The following is a 19,044-nucleotide window of genomic DNA, read 5'->3' as shown; positions in this document are numbered from 1 at the left end:
CACTTAGCGCCACTATTGAATATGAATATCATTTGAACGAGAGGTTAACACAGCGTGACGACGGCCCAGGGCGGTGAGTTTGGTCACACGAGCGCTGGGCTCACCACCCCATGCTGGTGGGATTTAGCGGCGCGGTGGCAGGGCACCCGCTACACGGCAGCGAGATAGGCGACGGCATCGCGCATCCGTTCGCCCGCCGCCCGCAGTTCCGGCACGCCGGGGCCGGCCCGCAAGACCTCGCGCGCCACCGCGGGCAACAGCTGGCTCGATGCGGCCCCGCCCAGACCGCCCAGCGCCTCCGGGCGCCCGCCCTGCACCCCCACGCCGGGCACCAGCACCGGCCCGGTGAAGGCGCTGAGATCGGGGGCCTGTGGCGCCGTTGCGCCGACGACCACGCCGATGGATCCGGGCCCGGGTCCTGCCGCCTCGTTGGCCGCCCCCACCTGGTCCACGACCAACTGGGCCACCGTACGGCCGTCGGCGGCGGCATTCTGCACCGCCGCACCCTCGGGATTGGAGGTGGCCGCCAGCACGAACACCCCTCGGCCGTGGGCGGCCGCGACCTCGAGCAGCGGCCGCAGCGAACCGAAGCCCAAATAGGGCGAGGCCGTCACGGCGTCGGCGGCCAGCGGCGAGTCGCCCACCCAGGCCGTCGCATACGCCGACATGGTCGCCCCAATGTCGCCGCGCTTGGCGTCGGCCAACACCAGCACGTCTGCGGCCCGCAGTTCCGCGATGGTGCGCTCCAGCACCGCGAATCCGGCAGCCCCGTATGACTCAAAAAACGCCACCTGCGGTTTGACCACCGCGAAATCAGCGAAGGCCCGTACGCAGATGTCGCAGAACGCGGCCAGCCCGTCGGCCGTGGTCGGCAGATCCCAGCCCCGCAGCAGCTCGGGATGCGGATCGATGCCCAGACACAACGGGCCGCGGCGTGCCTTTGCCTCGGCCAACCGGAGACCGAACCCGGTCACCGCTCGACGCCCCCGATCACCCGGTGCAGCTCCTGCAGGGAGCGCACCCCGATGTCGCCGCGGATCCCGGCCTCTATCCCCTGCACGGCCGCGGATGCGCCCTGCACCGTGGTGATGCACGGGATGTTGCCGGCCACCGCCGCCGAACGGATCTCATAGCCGTCGATGCGCGGACCGGAGTTGCCATAGGGAGTGTTGATCACCATGTTGACCTCGCCGGCTCGGATCGCGTCCACCGCCGACATTGTGGGGCGGCCGGGCTGCGCCGGCTCGAAATGTTTGCGGACGTCGTCGCAGGGAATACCGTTGCGGCGCAACATCTCTGCGGTGCCTTCGGTGGCAAGGACGCGAAAACCCAGGTCGGCCAATCGTTTGACCGGAAACACCAGCGACCGCTTGTCCCGGTTGGCCACCGACACGAACACTGTGCCCTGGGCCGGCAGCGACCCGTAGGCGGCGGTCTGGCTCTTGGCGAACGCGCTGCCGAAGTCGCGGTCGATGCCCATCACCTCGCCGGTCGATTTCATCTCCGGGCCGAGTAGCGAGTCGATGGCGGCCCCGTCGGCGCGCCGGAACCGGTGAAACGGCAACACGGCCTCCTTGACCGCGATGGGGGCGTTTCGCGCCGCGTGGGCGCCATCCCCGGTGACCGCCAGCAAGCCTTCGGCGCGCATCTGGGCAATGGTGGCACCCAACATGATCCGGGCGCATGCCTTGGCGAGTGGCACCGCTGTGGCCTTGGATACAAACGGAACGGTACGGCTCGCTCTCGGGTTGGCTTCCAGGACGTAGAGCACGTCATCCTTGAGCGCGTACTGCACGTTGAGCAGCCCCACCACGCCGATGCCGTGCGCAATGGCTTCAGTGGCCTTACGCACCTTCTCGATGTCGCTGCGGCCCAACGTGACCGGTGGCAGCGCACAGGCCGAGTCACCGGAGTGGATGCCGGCCTCCTCGATGTGCTCCATGATCCCGCCGATATAGACCTCGGCGCCATCACACAGCGCGTCGACGTCGATCTCGACCGCGTCCTCGAGGAAGCGGTCGACGAGCACCGGGTGTTCGGGGGATAGCTGAGTGGCGCGGGTGATGTAGCCCTGCAAAGTTTCTTCGTCATACACGATCTCCATGCCGCGACCACCGAGCACATACGACGGCCGCACCAGCACCGGATAGCCGATCTCCTCGGCGATCCGGCGGGCCTGGGCGAAAGTGGTTGCGGTGCCGTACTTTGGCGCCGGCAGTCCGGCGGCGCTCAGCAGGTCGCCGAACGCGCCGCGATCCTCGGCCAGGTCGATGGCCTCCGGTGCGGTGCCCACGATCGGGACCCCGGCGTCGGCGAGCCGGTGCGCCAGCCCGAGCGGGGTCTGGCCGCCGAGCTGCACGATGACGCCGGCCACTCCCGGGCCACCGCTACCGGATTCCATTTCGGCGTGGTAGACCTCCAAGACGTCCTCGAACGTCAACGGCTCGAAGTACAACCTGTCCGCGGTGTCGTAGTCGGTGGACACCGTCTCCGGGTTGCAGTTGACCATCACGGTCTCAAAGCCAGCCTGGCTCAACGTGGTTGCCGCGTGTACGCAGCTGTAGTCGAACTCGATACCCTGGCCGATCCGATTGGGCCCCGAACCGAGGATCAGCACCTTGGGCCTTTCGGTCTGCGGGGCCACCTCTGTTTCGGCGGCGGGGTCGAGCTCATAGCTGCTGTAGTGGTAGGGGGTTTGGGCTTCGAACTCCGCCGCGCAGGTGTCCACCGTCTTGTATACCGGGTGGATGCCCAGGCGCACGCGCAGTGACCGCACGCCGGCCTCGCCGGCCAATTCCGGTCTCAGCGACGCGATCTGGTGATCCGATAGTCCGCTGTGCTTGGCGCGCCGCAGCAGCTCGGCGTTCAGCACGGGTGCCGCGACGAGTTCGTTGCGCAGATTGACCAGCTCGTTGATCTGCGCGATGAACCACGGGTCGACACCGCTGGCCTCGGCCACCCGTTCCACCGTCGCACCCAGCCGCAACGCCAGCTCGATGTCGTAGAGCCGGCCTTCGGCCGGGGTCCGCAGCCGGGTCAGGGCTTCCTCGATGCCGCCGTCGGGATCCGGTGCCGTCCAGAACCCGGCGCGGGTCGTCTCCAGCGAGCGCATCACCTTGCCGAGCGCCTCGACGAAGTTGCGGCCCAACGACATTGCCTCACCGACAGATTTCATGGTGGTGGTCAGGGTGGGATCGGCACCGGGGAACTTCTCGAACGCGAACCGCGGCGCCTTGACCACCACGTAGTCCAGGGTGGGTTCGAAACAGGCCGGCGTTTCCCCTGTGATGTCGTTGACGATCTCGTCGAGGGTGTAACCGATGGCCAGCTTGGCGGCGATCTTGGCGATCGGAAAGCCGGTCGCCTTGGACGCCAACGCACTGGAACGCGACACCCGCGGGTTCATCTCGATGACGATCAGCCGACCGTCGCGCGGGTTGACCGCGAACTGGATGTTGCAGCCGCCGGTGTCCACACCCACCTCGCGCAGGATCGCGATGCCCAGGTCGCGCATCCGCTGGTATTCCCGGTCGGTCAACGTCATGGCCGGCGCGACGGTGACCGAGTCGCCGGTGTGCACACCCATCGGGTCGACGTTTTCGATCGAGCACACCACCACCACGTTGTCGTGGCCGTCGCGCATCAGCTCGAGTTCGAATTCCTTCCAGCCGTAAATCGATTCCTCGATAAGCACGTTGGCGCTGGGCGAGGCCGCCAGCCCGGCGCCGGCCATCCGGTCGACCTCGTCGGTGGAGTACGCCATCCCCGAACCCAGCCCGCCCATGGTGAAGCTCGGCCGCACCACCACCGGCAGGCCGAGCTCGGCGACCGTCTCACGCACTTCGGCCATGGTGAAACACACTCGGCTCCGGGCGGATTCGCCACCGGCCTTGGCAACGATGTCCTTGAACCGCTGCCGGTCCTCGCCGCGCTGGATGGCGTCGAAATCGGCACCGATGAGTTCCACGCCGTACTTTTCCAGCACCCCGCTCTCGTACAGCGCGACCGCGGTGTTCAGCGCGGTCTGCCCACCCAGGGTCGCCAGCAGGGCGTCGATCTTGTTGCCCCGCTCGGCCTGTTGGGCGATAACCCGCTCCACGAACGCCGGGGTGATGGGCTCTACGTAGGTGTGGTCGGCGAACTCCGGGTCGGTCATGATGGTGGCCGGATTAGAGTTCACCAGGCTGACCTGCAAGCCCTCGGCGCGCAGCACCCGGCACGCCTGAGTCCCGGAGTAGTCGAACTCGCACGCCTGGCCGATGACGATCGGCCCGGAGCCGATGACCAGCACGTGGTGCAGATCGGTGCGCCGCGGCACTAGCGTCCCTCCCCTGCCATCAGCTCCACGAACTGGTCGAACAGGTACTCGGCATCGTGCGGGCCGGCGGCGGCTTCCGGGTGGTACTGCACCGAGAATGCCCGCCCGTCAACGAGCTTGACGCCTTCGACCACACCGTCGTTGGCGCAGGTGTGGCTGACCACCGCGGGACCGAACGGGGTGGCGAAGGATTGGCCCGCCTCCCCCTGAAGGGCGAAGCCATGGTTTTGCGCGGTCACCGCCACCCGACCGGTGGCGTGGTCGACGACCGGGATGTTGATGCCGCGGTGCCCAAACACCATCTTGTAGGTCGACAGGCCCAGCGCGCGGCCCAGGATCTGGTTGCCGAAACAGATGCCGAACAACGGGATTCCGGCGCCCAGCACCTCGCGGGTAAGCGCGACGACGTGATCGGCGGTGGCCGGGTCGCCGGGGCCGTTGGACAAGAACACGCCATGCGGGTTGAGTTCGGCGATCTGCTCGAAGGTGGTCGATGCCGGCAGCACATGGCAGCGAATCCCGCGCCGGGCGAAGTTACGCGGCGTGTTGGTCTTGATACCAAGATCTAGGGCGGCCACGGTGAACCTCGAAACACCCGGTGGCCCGTCGGGTTCGACGACATACGGCTCCGCGGTGCTGACCTCGCCGGCCAGATCGGCGCCCAGCATCGACTGTTGTGCTCGCACCCGCGCGATCAAGTCGGCAGGCTCGGCCAGCGCCCCGTCGGAGAACACCCCCGCCTTCATCGACCCGCGGCTGCGCAGATGGCGCACCACGGCCCGGGTGTCGATGCCGGCGATCCCGACGATGCGCTGGCGGATGAGTTCGTCTTCCAACGTGCCGGTGGCGCGCCAGTTGGACGCGCGCGGCGACGGGTCGCGCACCGCGTAACCGGCGACCCAGATCCGCTCCCCTCGGCTTTCGGAGTCCTCGCCGTTCCAGCCGGTGTTGCCGATCTGCGGCGCGGTGGCCACCACGATCTGACGGTGATAGCTGGGATCGGTCAGCGTCTCCTGATAACCGGACATGCCGGTGGAAAACACGGCCTCCCCGAGCGCTTGTCCGGTCGCGCCGAACGGCCTGCCGGTGAACACCCGGCCGTCTTCGAGGACCAATACGGCTTTGCTCAAACGGGTTCCTCCAGCCACTCCTGGTATTCGTCGCGGTTGTCTGCCCGAAACCCGACATCGATCTCGGTGCCGGACGGCAGTCGCCAACGGATCGCGAGTATCCCGATGCCGGCCACCACCTTGCCGGCGACGCCGCGTTCCATGCGAATGGCGGCGATCGACTCCGTAGGAATCCAAATCGGCTGAGCCCGTGCGCGTTCCACCATGATGCCCGACGGATACCGGGTGAGCACCGCCTTGCTGCGATACCCGAGATCACCGACGGTGACCCGCTCGTTCCAGGCCGGCGACAGCGTGGCGCCCACGTACAGGCCGCGGGTGGTGACCGTGGCCGAGCTCACGTGCTCGGGCACGTCGGGCAAGTCGCCGAGCAGCTCCGCCTGCCGCTCCGAACGGCGCCGCCAGCCGCGCATCATCAGCCGAGCGAGCACCGCGATCAGCATGACGAGCACCGCCGCGAAGATCAGCGACCCCGCCAGCGTGCCGGAGTTCATGCCCGGATCTTCCCGTCGCGCGCGGTCACCTTCCCGCGCAGCAGGGTCGCGGTCACGGTGGCGGGCAGGCTCATCGACTCAAACGGCGTGTTGGCCGACCGGCTGGCCAGGTCGGCGCCGGTGACCGTCCAGGTGGCGTCGGGGTCCACCACCGTCAGGTTGGCCGGCTCCCCCACCTCCAGTGGCCGGCCCTGATCGGGCAAGCGTGCGATGCACGCCGGGTTCTCACTCATCACCCGCGCGACATCGCGCCAGCTCAACAAGCCGGGCGCCACCATTGTCTGCACCACCACCGACAATGCCGTCTGCAACCCGAGCATGCCGGGCCGGGCCGCGGCGAATTCGACGCATTTCTCGTGCTCGGCATGCGGGGCGTGATCTGTGGCCACACAGTCGATGATCCCGTCGGCCAGCGCCTGTCGCAGGGCGACCGCGTCGGAAGCTTCGCGCAGCGGCGGGTTGACCCGGTTCACGCCGTCATAGCTGGCCAATCTGGCATCGTCGAGCAACAGGTGGTGGGGGGTGACCTCGGCGGTGATCGAAATACCCTGGTCCTTAGCCCATTTCAGGATTTCGACGGTGCCCGCGGCCGACGCGTGACAGATGTGCACCCGGGCGCCGGCGTCACGGGCCAGCAAGGCGTCGCGGGCGACGATCGATTCCTCGGCGGCCCGCGGCCATCCCGCCAGGCCCAGCCGCGCCGCCATGGGTCCCTCGTGCGCGACGGCGCCGACCGTCAGCCGGGGCTCCTCGGCGTGCTGGGCGATCAGCACGCCCAAACCGGTGGCATATTCCAGGGCGCGGCGCATGATCAGCGGGTCATGCACGCAGAGGCCGTCGTCGGAGAACATCCGCACCTGGGCGGCGCCGGCGTTCATCATGCCCATCTCGGTCAGCTCGGCTCCGGCCAGCCCGACGGTGACCGCGCCGACGGGGTGCACGTCGACCAGGCCGACCTGCTGGCCGCGGTGCCAGACGTGGTCGGTGACCACCGGGCTGTCGGCCACGGGGTTGGTGTTGGCCATCGCGAACACCGCGGTGTAGCCGCCCAAAGCGGCCGCGGCCGAACCGGTTTCGATGTCCTCGGCATACTCGCGGCCCGGCTCGCGCAGATGGGTGTGCAGATCGACGAACCCGGGCAGCAGCACGTGTCCGGTGGCGTCAATGACATCGGCCGTATCGGGGATCGCCAGATCCGGTCCTATCTGGGCGATCTGGCCGTCATCGACGAGTACGTCGACCCGCTCCCCCTCGCCGTAGGGCCGCACACCACGAATCAGCACGCTCACGCCGCACCCTCTTTACCGGCATCCTGCGCTCCCACCAGCACATGGAACAGCACCGCCATCCGCACCTGGACTCCGTTGGAAACCTGTTGCAGCACAGCCGATTGCGACGAGTCCGCGACCGAAGATGTGATCTCCATGCCACGCACCATCGGTCCCGGGTGCAACACCACGGCGTGGCCGGGAAGCATCGCCTGGCGCCGCTCGGTTAGCCCGTAGCGGACCGAGTACTCCCGTACGGACGGGAAAAAACCGCCGTTCATCCGCTCGGCCTGTACCCGCAGCATCAATACCGCGTCGGCGGCGGGCAGCTCGGCATCGAAGTCGTGGGAGACGGTGGCCGGCCAGCCGGTCACCCCGACCGGTAGCAATGTGGGTGGCGCCACCAGCACCACCTCGGCGCCCAGGGTGTCCAGCAGCATGACGTTGGAGCGGGCGACCCGGCTGTGCAGGATGTCGCCGACGATCACGATGCGCCGGCCTTCGATGCCGCCGAGGCGCTGACGGATGGTCAGCGCATCAAGCAGCGCCTGCGTGGGGTGTTCATGAGTGCCGTCACCGGCGTTGATCACCGCCGGCCCATCGTTGTTGGCGCCGGTCCACTGCGCCAGCAGATGGGCGGCGCCGGACGCGGGATGGCGGATGATCAGCGCGTCAGCCCCGGCCGCGCGCAGGGTCAGCGCGGTATCCCGCAGCGACTCACCCTTGCCTACCGAAGATCCGGCAGCGCTGACGTTGATCACGTCGGCGCTCATCCACTTACCCGCTACCTCGAACGACACCCGGGTGCGGGTGGAGTTCTCATAGAACATCGTGACGACGGTCCGGCCCCGCAGCGTCGGCAGCTTCTTGATGTCGCGACCGACCAGCGCCTGCGCAAACCGGTCGGCGTCGTCGAGGATGGCGGTGGCGTCGTCGCGGCTGAGGTCGGCGGCGGTCAGCAGGTGCCTTGGGGTCATCGCGAGATCACCACGCCGTCACGGCCGTCGTGCTCGCGCAGCCGCACGTGCACGCTCTCGCTGCGCGAGGTCGGAACGTTCTTGCCCACATAGTCGGCGCGCAGCGGCAGTTCCCGGTGACCCCTGTCGACCAGCACCGCCAATTGCACCGCCCGCGGCCGGCCCACGTCGCGCAGCGCGTCCAGGGCGGAACGCACCGAGCGCCCGGAGTAGAGCACGTCATCGACCAGGATCACCAGCGCGTCATCGATCCCACCGGCCGGGATCGACGTCGACGCCAAGGGCCGCGGCGGCTTGATCATCAGATCGTCGCGGTACAGGGTGATGTCCAGCGCGCCATGGCCGACGTGGATGCCGCTGTATTCGGTGATATTGGCGGCCAGGCGATTCGCCAGCGTCACGCCACGGGTCGGGATTCCCAGCAGCACCACCCGCGGCGCGTCGGGTCCGACTGGGTCATCTAACGCGGTCTTCTCGATAATCTGATGCGCGATGCGCGAAATCGTGCGGCCGACGTCGGCCGCGGACATCAACTCGCGGGACTCCCGGCCGATTGCGGCATCACCCGCAGCACCCATGGGAAACCTTGACCTCCTTCTCCGCCTCTCTGGACGGATCGTTAAAGGATGTCGACCGCTCGGCAGCGTAGCACTCGCACGCTGCGGGCCCGCGGTGCGGTGGCCGTGTTGGCCCAGGCCTGCTATACTCGAACACACGTTCGATTTAGTGAGCCTCGCGGGCGTGGATTCGCGCGACGATGAGGCGAGCCTGACCGCGCGGATCGCCGAGCTGGAGCGGGTCAAATCGGCCGCGGCCGCCGGTCAGGCACGTGCTGCGGCGGCGCTGGACAAGTTGCGTCGCTGCAATGAGGCGGATGCGGGGGTGCCGGCACGGCGGCGCGGGCGTGGGGTGGCCAGTGAAGTAGCGCTGGCGCGACGGGATTCGCCGGCGCGCGGCGGGCGCCACCTGGGGTTCGCGAAGGCGTTGGTGTATGAGATGCCGCACACACTCGCCGCGCTCGAGGTCGGGCGGCTATCGGAGTGGCGGGCCACGCTGATCGTGCGGGAGTCGGCCTGCCTGGACGTCGAGGATCGCCGCGCACTCGACGCCGAGCTGTGCGCCGACATGTCCGCATTGGACGGGATGGGTGATGCGCGGATCGCCGCCGCGGCCCGGGCGATTGCCTACCGGCTCGATGCCCAGGCGGTGGTGGAGCGGGCCGCCAGGGCCGAGACCGAACGCACGGTGACGATCCGCCCGGCCCCCGACACCATGACCTGGGTGACGGCGTTGCTTCCGGTGGCCCGAGGCGTGTCGGTCTATGCGGCGCTCAAGCGGGCCGCCGACACGACATTCGACGATCGGACACGGGGCCAGGTAATGGCCGACACGTTGGTCGAGCGGGTCACCGGACAACCCGCCGAGGCGGCCCAACCGGTAGCGGTCAACCTGGTGCTCTCCGACGAGACACTGTTAGCTGGCGACCGCGCCCCGGCGGTGGTCGACGGGTATGGCCCCATCCCGGCGGCCGTGGCCCGCAACCTGGTGCGCGACGCGGTTGCCGATACGCGGTCACGGGCCACGCTGCGCCGGCTCTACCGTCATCCGCGCTCGGGGGCCTTGGTGGCGATGGAATCGCGGGCACGCCGGTTCCCGAAGGGGCTGGCCGCGTTCATCGGGTTGCGCGATCAGCGCTGTCGCATGCCCTACTGCGATGCCCCGATCCGCCACCGTGACCACGCCCAGCCGCATCATCGAGGCGGCCCGACCACCGCGACCAACGGCCTCGGATCGTGTGAACGCTGTAACTACGTCAAGGAAGCTCCCGGCTGGCGCGTCAGCACCGACACGGACGAAACCGGCCGTCACACAGCTGAATTCACCACGCCCACCGGGATGTACTATCACTGCACCGCGCCACCACTGCCCGGGCCGTTGGAGATAGACGTTAGCCAGGTGGAAGCCAGAATCGGTGTCGCCCTCACCCACCTACACGCCGCCTAAGCTGGCCAGCATGCCAGGTATAGATTTCGACGCGCTCTACCGTGGCGAAAGCCCCGGCGAGGGCCTCCCGCCGATCACGACACCGCCGTGGGACACCAAAGCGCCCAAGGACAATGTCATCGGCTGGCACACCGGCGGCTGGGTGCACGGCGACGTGCTCGACATCGGGTGCGGGCTCGGTGACAACGCGATCTACCTCGCCAGGAACGGCTACCAGGTGACCGGGTTGGACATCTCTCCCACCGCGCTGACCACCGCCAAACGGCGAGCCAGCGACGCCGGAGTCGATGTCAAGTTCGCAGTGGGTGACGCCACCAAGCTGACCGGCTACACCGGCGCGTTCGATACCGTGATCGACTGCGGGATGTTCCACTGCCTAGACGACGACGGCAAGCGCAGCTACGCCGCCTCGGTGCACCGGGCCACCCGACCGGGCGCCACCCTGCTACTCAGCTGCTTCTCCGACGCCATGCCGCCCGATGAGGAATGGCCGCGGTCGACGGTATCCGAGCAAACGCTGCGCGACGTCCTCGGTGGCGCTGGCTGGGATATCGAGTCGCTGGAGCCCGCCACCGTGCGCCGCGAGTTAGACGGAACCGAAGTCGAAATGGCGTTCTGGAACGTCCGCGCTCAGCGGCGCGGGTCCTAAGGTGCCGACCTCGATGCGCGGCAGTTGGTCGTCGACGGCCGCGACGGCGAACGGGGTGGCGGCAGCATAGAAGGCGTCCTCGGTCATCAGTCCACGCCGGGCCAACTCGATGCGGTTCACCTGGGTCCCCCATCGGGCCCCAAAGAGGCGCTTCAATTGCGTCGGATCGGGCCGGCCCAGGTTCAGGTGCGGCTTTTGCCGGGCCAGATCGTCGCGCTTGCAGAGTGCGTGGGCCGCCATGGCACGCCATCGGGGCAGTCGGGAGTCCTTCCGCAGCAGGTCAAGGAAATGGTCGATCGCCGGCAATAACCGGACGACGAACAACGTGCGGGTGATCACTCGCGCCGAGATCGAGATGGGGTCATTGCCCAGGCCGTGGCGCTCTTCGGTGGTGAGCCAATGCGCTGCGACCGCCTCGGGAAAGCCGGTCTCGTCGATGATGCCGGTGGCAAGTGCGTAGCGATAGGCAATGAATTCCAGGGCGCGCCCGTAGCCCTCCGATGCCACCTCGGCGACGGCTCGTGCGGCACGCTCACCGACGCTTCCGGATTGTTCGGGGTGTTTCAACGTCCAGTACCAGGCAGCGACCTGTTGCAGTGCTGGCCGGTAGGCCCAGTAGTCAACCGAGCTCACGCTCAAAAACGACAAGACCTCCAAGTCGGTGACGTCGACAAAAGACTCGCCGTGGTCGGCCGATGCGGCGACGGAGGTGGGCGGTGCCCATCGCTGCCGCCACCGCCGCGACCACACGGTGGGCGGCGGACCCGGACGAAGCGGCTCCACCCGGGGGCGCTGGCCGAGCTGCCGCAACGCCAGCAGCGCATCGGCGTGTTTGACATCGACCCGCAGTGACCGCAACTGTGCGGCGAGGCCGCGCTGGTCCGGGGCGCCGACCTCACTCAGCAGCCGCGCCCAGGTGCGCATGGTGAACGGTGTGGCCCGCGCGGTCTCGATGATCCGCTCGGCCAGCTCGGAGCACACCACTCCAGTTGCGACGGCCCGCGCCAGGGTGTGGCGCATGTTCACCAGCGCGTCAACGAAGACCGGGTAGCCGTCGTCGGCGTCGCCGTGCACCATGCCGACCTCATCGTCGGCCTCGAGTACCCCATCTCGGTAGCTTTCGAAGACCCAGCCATAGCCCTCCATGCCGAATGGATGCAGCTCAGCGGCCCGCAGGGCGCCCATGCTCGACGATCCGACCACTCGGACACCGTCGGCCATCAACGTCAAAAGCTCCTTATGTCGAACCGACGGCTGCTGAAAGAACAATCCATCGACAATCAGCAGCGTGTCACCCGACCGCAAGTCATAGGAGAACGCCTGGCCAAACGCAATCGGCGGCGCCACCTCGGCATCCGGCACCACCGAGCGGATGTCCGCGGCGCTAATCGTGGGCCCGGCGGTGACGACAATCCTGCCGCAGGCCGTCATTCGGCCTCCTGGAGGGGTGTGCGCATCGGCGATGCGCTCGACAGCATGAGGCCCGGGGCGAGCACCTTCACCACGGGGACACAGGCATCGGCGAAGTCGCACACGACCGCCAGCGGCTCGGTGCCGGATCGGTTGGCCACCGCCGTCGCCGCCGACGCCACCAACTCGGGCAGCGAGTCGACATCGGGCACCCGCCACGGTGTCGGCCGCGCGCGGCTCAGCCGCAACGACGTCTTTCGCGCCTTCGCGTAGGTATGCACCCGGCCGAACCGGTGGTAGATCGCCGATGCGAGGTCCTCACGAGCTCCGCTGATTGCCGTGATGCGCGACTGGGCGGCTTCGGTGATCGCCCGCGATAACGCCACGTTAGGGTCGTGGTGCAACCCGAACCCGCCGAAGGTCACCTCCAGCGTCGCGGAGGTGAGCTCGGCGGCAAAACAGTAGTAACCGTCCCAGACATCGATGCGGGCAAGGTCCACATCGTCCCCGGCGTCACGGATCATCTCAACCAGGTGGGCGCTGTCAGAGCCGGCGACATCGTCAGTTCGCACCTCGAACATGGTCTCTCCGGCGACCGCGGCAGCCACGCTATGCCGCTCCATCACCTCGTACAAGGCGTGCAAGGTGGCCTCGTCGTAGCAGTTGCCGGAGGCCAGTCCGGTGGTGTCCATCTCGAACATCGGCGGTTCCCAGCAATCGCGGGTTGCCACGTTCACCAGCACCGCCGTCCACGGTACCCAGGTCCGGCGACCGGTCAGCAACGTCGTCGCGACCATCCAATCGAGCTTGACGCCGGCGTGGTAGAGGCTGCCCGGCCGGTGGCGAAGTTGGGCGGGGTCGTAAGTCAGGTCTGCCTCGAGATCCCGGGCGGTCGCAGACCACAAGTCGGCAGTGACGTTCTCGGCGTGCCATCCCTCCAAGGACTCCATCACCGCCGAGACCTGGGCAGCCCGATAGCTGGCGGCTTTGCCCTGGCTGACCGACAACGTCAGCGATGCCGGGCGCACCGCCTGAACCGTTGGAATGCCAAGACAATCCAGCCATGTCACGTCGGCGACCCTGGTAATGCCTGCTGGCGCGAGAAAGGGCTGCAGGGCCAGCCAGGTCTCGTCCGGGCTAGTGATGCGGTGGGTGCCGTGCCGGTGAGCGATCGTCGTCGGGTCCGCAGACCCTAATACACGGCTTGGCCAGTACGACCAATTCGGGCCCGACAACACACCTGTCGTCGAGCCCTGACTCAGGGTCGACCCCACGTCATCGTCCTGCGCTACGCCAGCCCTGAATGCGGGGAATCGCGCCAATCGGTGACCGGTCATTCACCGTCGGCCGCAAAGAAATACGCGGCGTAGAGCGCTTGGCTTTCTTGGAACAAGGTTTCCTGTGACATGCGATTCACCTCCTCTCCTCTCTGGGAGTGGCGCCCCCGATGACCGCAGCTTCACTCGCTGTCGGTCGTAAACGAGATAATGCAAAACGCCGAGAATGCCTTTTCGTCCGCGTCAAACAAGATTTCGTGGGGCACGCGATTCCCTCCTCCGTTCTCTGCACCGCAAGAGAAGCTACCGACAATTATCTGTATGTGCAATAGTTTCTGCCAAAATGGGTATGGTGTGACTTGTGGTAACTAGCGTTACGGATGAGAATGTGGCCAGCCGCATCGCATCTTGGGGCACTGGGCCAGCTCCCGACCCTCGACTGGACTACGCACATGCGCACTTAAAGGGGCGACGGGGGCGGTCGCCCGCCCGGCCTAATGCACCGATCGGCGCTCGCTCATTCGCCGTTGGGCGAAAAATATGCCGTGTAGAGCGCTTCACTCTGTTGGAACACGGATTCGTGGGACATGCGCTTCACCGCGTCCCCTGTGCTGGGCTCGTAGCCCTGGTGATGAGCGCCTGCTCACTCGCCGTCTGTCGTGAAGTTGGCAACTACGCACAGCGCCGCGTAGGGCGCTTCGCTTTCTTCGAACAGACTTTCGTGCGACACGCGCTCACCCCTCGGTGCAGTCGTACAGATAGCAAAGCAAGCTACACACAACTAAATCGCATATGCAAATTTCCCCCACACTGGGTGTGACTGCTGACATTTAATGTTGTCGCAGCGCATTGAGCGTCTAAAGTGCAGCAACTGACAGGAGAGAATGCGGCACTGAACCTCAGTTGGCCGGGTCGTATCCCCGGCGGCCCTCGTGTGCCCAGGCCAGCAGATCAGGTGGCGCCAGCTGGTTGATGCGGTGGTAGTAGCGCAGGTGCTCGGCTTCGGTGAAGAACTGCTGCCAGTCGCCACTCCCGCCCCGGCGGAAGAAACGCTCGTCACTGTGCCAGATGCCGTCGGTGGTGTTAGGAGCGATTTCTGACGCGCGGGAGCGCATCGCATCCAGCGTGGCGTACTGCGCCAGGTCCCGGGCTCGATCGCGGGTCGCGGCGATACCGAGGACCCTTGCCAGCCGGAGCAGCTCGCCCGCCAGGTCCGCCTGGTAATCGGCGTAATGAAACAAGGCCACGTTGGGCAGGTGACGGCGGACCCATACCGTGCCTAGCTGGTGCAGGATGTTGGCCAGAGTGCCGATCCCCTTCAGATGTGTGAAACCTATGCCAGGGGGAGGCTGATTCGGCCCCTCCATCCAATCCCGGAACTCCTCGGTCGGGCTGCGCGCATGACCGAGTTCCGCAAACAGGGGGGCGATGCGCTCGTGAAACGGCACTACGGCCTCGTGCAGAATCCGCATCCGGTCTTCGTTCATGTTGGCCGATTGGTACAGCATTGACACCGCGGCATCGCGCGGGTCGCGTCCTACGCAGATGTAGCTGACGCGGTCGTCGAGCACCAGGCCGTCCAACGGCGTGTGGGTCTTGATGAACCGGCGGTGCTGCTGGGCATCGAGAGTAGCGACCACTTCCTCGATGGGCCGAATGGTCTGGTCGAGCCACGGGGACACCGTCGACAAGGGTCCGGGCAAGTCGGGCCCGTCGAACACCAGCAGGGACACCAGGCGCTGTGTCCAGGTCAGGCCGCTCTTGGACGGCGCCGAGATAATGATGTCGCCGTCGCGCAATTGCAGGGCATCCCATCGCAGGTTGTCGGCCATCAACGATCGATACACAACCCGGTCGGTCATCGGGTGTTCTGAATTCATGGCGGTCACCGTCGGATGATGTCGAACAGCATGCCTTCGACAGTGACGCCCGGCCCGAACGCGAACGCCACCCCCGTCGAGATGGCTTTGGCCGACTCCGCCTGCTGCACCATCGTCTCTAGCACAAAGATAAGCGATACGCTGAGCATGTTGCCGAAGCGGGCGAGCACGTCCCAGCTCTGCGCCGCCAGCTCCGCGGAGATCCCCAGCGAGCGCACCGACTGCTCGATGATCTTGGGGCCACCCGGATGGATCGCCCAGAGATCGATATCGGATATCTGTAATCCATTGTCCCATAACATCTCTGTCACCACCGGTGCGACCCCGCTGAAGATGTAGCCGGGGAGATTCTCCGACAGCTCGCAGGTGATGCCGTTGTGATTGACGCCAAGCACGATACCGTCTTCGGTGTTGTCGAGCAGCTGACTGAAACTACTGCGGACTACCACCTTGCCTGGCTCGAGCTTCTCCTGAACCTGGCTGGCGCCGATCACCAACGCCGCGCACCCGTCGCCAAACAAGCTGTGAATGACGACGTCGTTGATGTCGTCGGCAAAAACAGCGTTCACCGAGCACAATTCGATACACACCACCAGCGCCTTCATGGCCGGGTGGGCACGAACATAGTTGGTGGCGGTGCCCAGGGCATTCATCGCGGCGGCACATCCCATGAAATTGACCACGACACGTGATATCGACGGGGAGAGCCCGAGCTCTTTGACGATCGCAACGTCCACGCCCGGCGCGATGAATCCGGTGCTGGTGGCCAACACCAGCAGCCCGATCTCGGCGGCACGGTATGGCAGGCCGGCCAGGGCACGCTTGGTCACGTCCACCGCCAGCGGAACCGCGTGTTCGTAGAACAGATGCATCCGATCACGGATCGTCGCAGGTTCCCGCCTGAAGACATCAAATTTGGCGTCGAGCGGGTCGACCGCCATCCGGCGCGTGGTGATCCGCGATTTTTGATACACCCGCGGAATCCGTTCCCGCTGACCGGGATCGAGGAAAAGCTCGGCGACCCGATCGGCGGCGTCGGACTGGTTGACTACCCGACGCGGCGTGCCCGTCGCAAGCCCTTCAATCACCGCCACCGTGGTGGGCGGAGCCGGCGGCAACTGGGCAAGGCCAACCTCATGCCTCTGGCCGGCCCGGCGCGGCGCACCGCCCTCAGCTGAGACGTTCATACCGACCCGATTCCGACGAAACCCGCAACCACGTAGCTGGCACTGGCTTTCAATGCCGCCGGCGAGCAGTGCTCGCGGACGAAACCCCAATGACGCTCCTTGGCTTGGCGCGACGGCGTCAACAGATACTTCCGACACAGCCTCGGCAGCCGATCGGTGATGAAACCCTTTGCGGGAAGCCACTCGACACCGAACTTCGCTGCTTCCTCACGCAAAACGTCCTCGGTGACGATGTTCGCGAAGCCGCTGCGCTGAAACGGCAGCACGTGATGGACTCGGTGGGAGCTCAGGCCGGCTGACAGGAAGCAGTCGACGTAGCGGTTCCCGATCACCGTTAGGTCATTAGCGTGCTCGAGTTGATCTATGCCCCAGTCCTCGCCGTTGACGGCACCGCCCTGGGTGTCGTCCTCGAACTCATGGCTCGCCACCACCAAGAAGGTACTAACCCACAGCGTCGCTACGAATTGCAGTGCCCAGGGCCAGAAGTCGCCGGCGATCGCGAAGACCACCAATTCACTCACCAGAAGCAAGCGCACCCCGGCCGATCCAAGGAAGTGTGGAAGCGCGGCACGCCAGCTTCCGTAGGATTCCTCGACACCTACCTTGCGCGTGATCCTGAAGACGTCGACGATCCGGATCGCCATGCCGCTGAGCATGTGGCCAAATTTGTGAATCGTATGTACGGGAACGCGATACAACCGCGGTAGCCGCATCATCATCGTGAACACGTTCTTCTTGATGTCCACCTCGCTCTGGGTATACGGGTGGTGCAGCAGGGTGTGTCCGTCGGCGGTGACTAAGGACAAGGCCACATAGTTGAGATCGAAGGCATTGTTGAAAACCCGGTTGAGGCCTCGTTGCGCGCGGTGCAGTGCGTAATGACCGAACCCGGCCAACGAACTGCGCAGCAGAACCATCGCAATCACGAAGGCCCACAGCGGCATCCAGCTCGGTTCCACCAACCGCACACCCTGAACCGCGAAATAACCCACGGCCAGTACTGCAACGATGGCGTTGAAGAGTGTGTCCATGCGCTTGATCCGGGCGGCCAGCGCTGGCTCGGCTAGCCGCGCTTTGACCCGGTGCAGCAGATCGTTGGGGTCGTCGAATCGATACTTCGGGGTGTCCCGCCAGCTGTTGAAGTCGTCTTTGAACAGAAATGCCGGTGCATTGTGCTTGGGGTGGATGTCCCTAGGGGTTGCGTCGCGGCCCAACGCGTACCTCCGCTGCAGGATTCGCTCGACAATCGCCGGATCACGATGGTAGGACTTGACGATTGCGGTGATGTCGCGGTTCTTGGTCCGCCCAATGAAGAAGGCGCCGCCGGGATGCTTGGAAATCCACTCACTCAGGTCGTACGCCCGCCCGTTGTAAACCCACACGTCTGACAAGCGTGGCCCGCCAGCAGGAGGAGCGGGACGTGGACCGCCGTCACGCTCTCGGACGTCTGGGAGGTCGTTTGTCACTGGTATTCCTCCAGGTCTTTCTCGAGCGGGAACGGTTGCCAGCCGGCGCGGCTGGCGAGCTGACCCCATGCTGGGTCGACGGCCTTGGCGAATTCTCAAAGGATTTCTTCGAAGGCGGCCTCCGCCCGCGGACGAGTACCGGACCGGCCAGGCCATCGACCAGCGATGGGGCTGGACCGGGCCGGTTCGCGCCTGTTATCCCGCCGGGTTCGGGATGGTGACCGGCGCACCCCAATTGGACAGCGTGATGTCGACGTTGCCTTGGTCCTTGTCAATGACCATCCGCACCAGGTTCGCGGCGGGTGCCGGCGTTGAGGCGTTGGTGTCGACGATCCACAAGGTTATCGGGAGCCTGCCCCCACTCTTACCTAGCTGAGGCACGATCGGATCGATCACCGCGGCGTCGATGGTCCCGGACACCTTGACGGTGGCCAGGCCGTCGATGGCGTCACGTCCCTGGATTGTCGGGTTTTGCACTTGCCCGACGACCGCGCCCAGCCCCCGGTCCTTGTCCAGGATGATGCCCGGGTCATAGATCTTCTCCGCCGGACCCACCGAGACATAGTCGCCGCCCCGCTTCGTGTACATGGTCTTGTTCGTGACCAGGAACTCGGTGGCCACCACCGGGGTGTTGGGCTTCATTCTGACCTTGGCGTTGCCCACCGCCTGGCCATTGCCCTGCGGTTGGTTGGTCACGTCGGCATCGACGCTCTCAAAAGGGAGGGTCGAGAGATTGTTTACCGTCACCACCACGTGGACGGAATGCAGGCCCTTCGTCGCCTTGGAACTGTCTTGCAGGATCTGCTGGGCTTCCGGCGACGGCGACCCGGGACTCGGGGAGCTCGCCGTGGTCGGTTTTTTCCCGCACCCCGCAACGACAGTCGCGAAAAGTGTCGCCGCGATCAGGATCGCGACAGCCCCCAGGCTCGAGGGGCGCCGGGGTCGGTGGGAGCCGCGCGCTTGTGAGATCAAGCCATTCATGTT

General features: G+C 66.2%; 16 protein-coding genes. 3 read left to right on the top strand and 13 right to left on the bottom strand.

Annotated features, from left to right (window positions below; all coding sequences use genetic code 11):
• Positions 1-149: 149 nt before the first annotated feature.
• The 7 genes from pyrF to pyrR are packed head-to-tail and all read right to left on the bottom strand — an operon-like array spanning position 150 to position 8,765.
• On the bottom strand, positions 150-974 hold the full coding sequence (gene pyrF / locus MCAN_RS07375; protein WP_014000739.1) for an orotidine-5'-phosphate decarboxylase: 825 nt from the start codon (positions 972-974) through the stop codon (positions 150-152).
• Entirely contained in the window at positions 971-4,318 is a 3,348-nt protein-coding gene (carB, locus tag MCAN_RS07370; RefSeq protein WP_014000738.1) for a carbamoyl-phosphate synthase large subunit, read from the bottom strand. The genes pyrF and carB overlap by 4 nt, the downstream gene beginning before the upstream one ends.
• Positions 4,318-5,448: a glutamine-hydrolyzing carbamoyl-phosphate synthase small subunit gene (gene carA, locus MCAN_RS07365; RefSeq protein ID WP_003407208.1), complete on the bottom strand. Its 1,131-nt coding sequence runs from the start codon at positions 5,446-5,448 to the stop codon at positions 4,318-4,320. Before carA ends, carB begins: the two co-directional genes overlap by 1 nt.
• Positions 5,445-5,942 carry a PH-like domain-containing protein gene (locus tag MCAN_RS07360; RefSeq protein WP_003898853.1) on the bottom strand — a complete coding sequence of 166 codons (498 nt, stop codon included), beginning with the start codon at positions 5,940-5,942 and terminating at the stop codon, positions 5,445-5,447. The genes carA and MCAN_RS07360 overlap by 4 nt, the downstream gene beginning before the upstream one ends.
• Entirely contained in the window at positions 5,939-7,231 is a 1,293-nt protein-coding gene (locus tag MCAN_RS07355; RefSeq protein ID WP_014000737.1) for a dihydroorotase, read from the bottom strand. Before MCAN_RS07355 ends, MCAN_RS07360 begins: the two co-directional genes overlap by 4 nt.
• Complete coding sequence (locus MCAN_RS07350; RefSeq protein WP_014000736.1) at positions 7,228-8,187, bottom strand: aspartate carbamoyltransferase catalytic subunit; 960 nt, start codon at positions 8,185-8,187, stop codon at positions 7,228-7,230. Before MCAN_RS07350 ends, MCAN_RS07355 begins: the two co-directional genes overlap by 4 nt.
• Complete coding sequence (gene pyrR, locus MCAN_RS07345; protein ID WP_014000735.1) at positions 8,184-8,765, bottom strand: bifunctional pyr operon transcriptional regulator/uracil phosphoribosyltransferase PyrR; 582 nt, start codon at positions 8,763-8,765, stop codon at positions 8,184-8,186. Before pyrR ends, MCAN_RS07350 begins: the two co-directional genes overlap by 4 nt.
• Positions 8,766-8,913: 148 nt before the next feature.
• Between pyrR and MCAN_RS07340 the strand changes: the two genes are divergently transcribed.
• Positions 8,914-10,191 carry an HNH endonuclease gene (locus MCAN_RS07340; protein ID WP_015456246.1) on the top strand — a complete coding sequence of 426 codons (1,278 nt, stop codon included), beginning with the start codon at positions 8,914-8,916 and terminating at the stop codon, positions 10,189-10,191.
• Between the two features lie 10 nt (positions 10,192-10,201).
• Positions 10,202-10,840 carry a class I SAM-dependent methyltransferase gene (locus MCAN_RS07335; RefSeq protein ID WP_014000733.1) on the top strand — a complete coding sequence of 213 codons (639 nt, stop codon included), beginning with the start codon at positions 10,202-10,204 and terminating at the stop codon, positions 10,838-10,840.
• Here the strand turns inward: MCAN_RS07335 and MCAN_RS07330 are convergent.
• Both MCAN_RS07330 and MCAN_RS07325 read right to left on the bottom strand, forming a co-directional pair.
• Positions 10,778-12,271: a TfuA-like protein gene (locus tag MCAN_RS07330; protein WP_014000732.1), complete on the bottom strand. Its 1,494-nt coding sequence runs from the start codon at positions 12,269-12,271 to the stop codon at positions 10,778-10,780. The two genes, MCAN_RS07335 and MCAN_RS07330, sit on opposite strands and share 63 nt — an antisense overlap.
• Positions 12,268-13,587, bottom strand: a complete 1,320-nt coding sequence (locus tag MCAN_RS07325) for a YcaO-like family protein (protein WP_014000731.1) — start codon at positions 13,585-13,587, stop codon at positions 12,268-12,270. Before MCAN_RS07325 ends, MCAN_RS07330 begins: the two co-directional genes overlap by 4 nt.
• A gap of 301 nt (positions 13,588-13,888) precedes the next feature.
• Between MCAN_RS07325 and MCAN_RS07320 the strand changes: the two genes are divergently transcribed.
• On the top strand, positions 13,889-14,347 hold the full coding sequence (locus MCAN_RS07320) for a hypothetical protein (RefSeq protein ID WP_014000730.1): 459 nt from the start codon (positions 13,889-13,891) through the stop codon (positions 14,345-14,347).
• 79 nt (positions 14,348-14,426) lie between these two features.
• Here the strand turns inward: MCAN_RS07320 and MCAN_RS07315 are convergent, their stop codons facing one another.
• The 4 genes from MCAN_RS07315 to lprF form a co-directional block, all read right to left on the bottom strand.
• Entirely contained in the window at positions 14,427-15,407 is a 981-nt protein-coding gene (locus MCAN_RS07315; protein WP_014000729.1) for a glycolipid sulfotransferase, read from the bottom strand.
• A 5-nt stretch (positions 15,408-15,412) separates the two neighbouring features.
• A complete protein-coding gene (locus MCAN_RS07310; protein ID WP_014000728.1) occupies positions 15,413-16,594 on the bottom strand; it encodes a type III polyketide synthase in 1,182 nt (393 codons plus the stop codon).
• Positions 16,591-18,060: a fatty acid desaturase gene (locus MCAN_RS07305; RefSeq protein ID WP_014000727.1), complete on the bottom strand. Its 1,470-nt coding sequence runs from the start codon at positions 18,058-18,060 to the stop codon at positions 16,591-16,593. Before MCAN_RS07305 ends, MCAN_RS07310 begins: the two co-directional genes overlap by 4 nt.
• Positions 18,061-18,255: 195 nt before the next feature.
• Positions 18,256-19,041, bottom strand: coding sequence for a lipoprotein LprF (gene lprF / locus MCAN_RS07300; protein ID WP_014000726.1), 786 nt, complete (start codon positions 19,039-19,041; stop codon positions 18,256-18,258).
• Positions 19,042-19,044: the final 3 nt, after the last annotated feature.

Origin of the sequence: Mycobacterium canetti CIPT 140010059 (assembly GCF_000253375.1) — a bacterium.
GTDB classification, from domain to species: domain Bacteria; phylum Actinomycetota; class Actinomycetes; order Mycobacteriales; family Mycobacteriaceae; genus Mycobacterium; species Mycobacterium tuberculosis.
The sequence above is the reverse complement of the archived record's forward strand: the minus strand, read 5'-3'. Positions and strand labels throughout refer to the sequence as shown.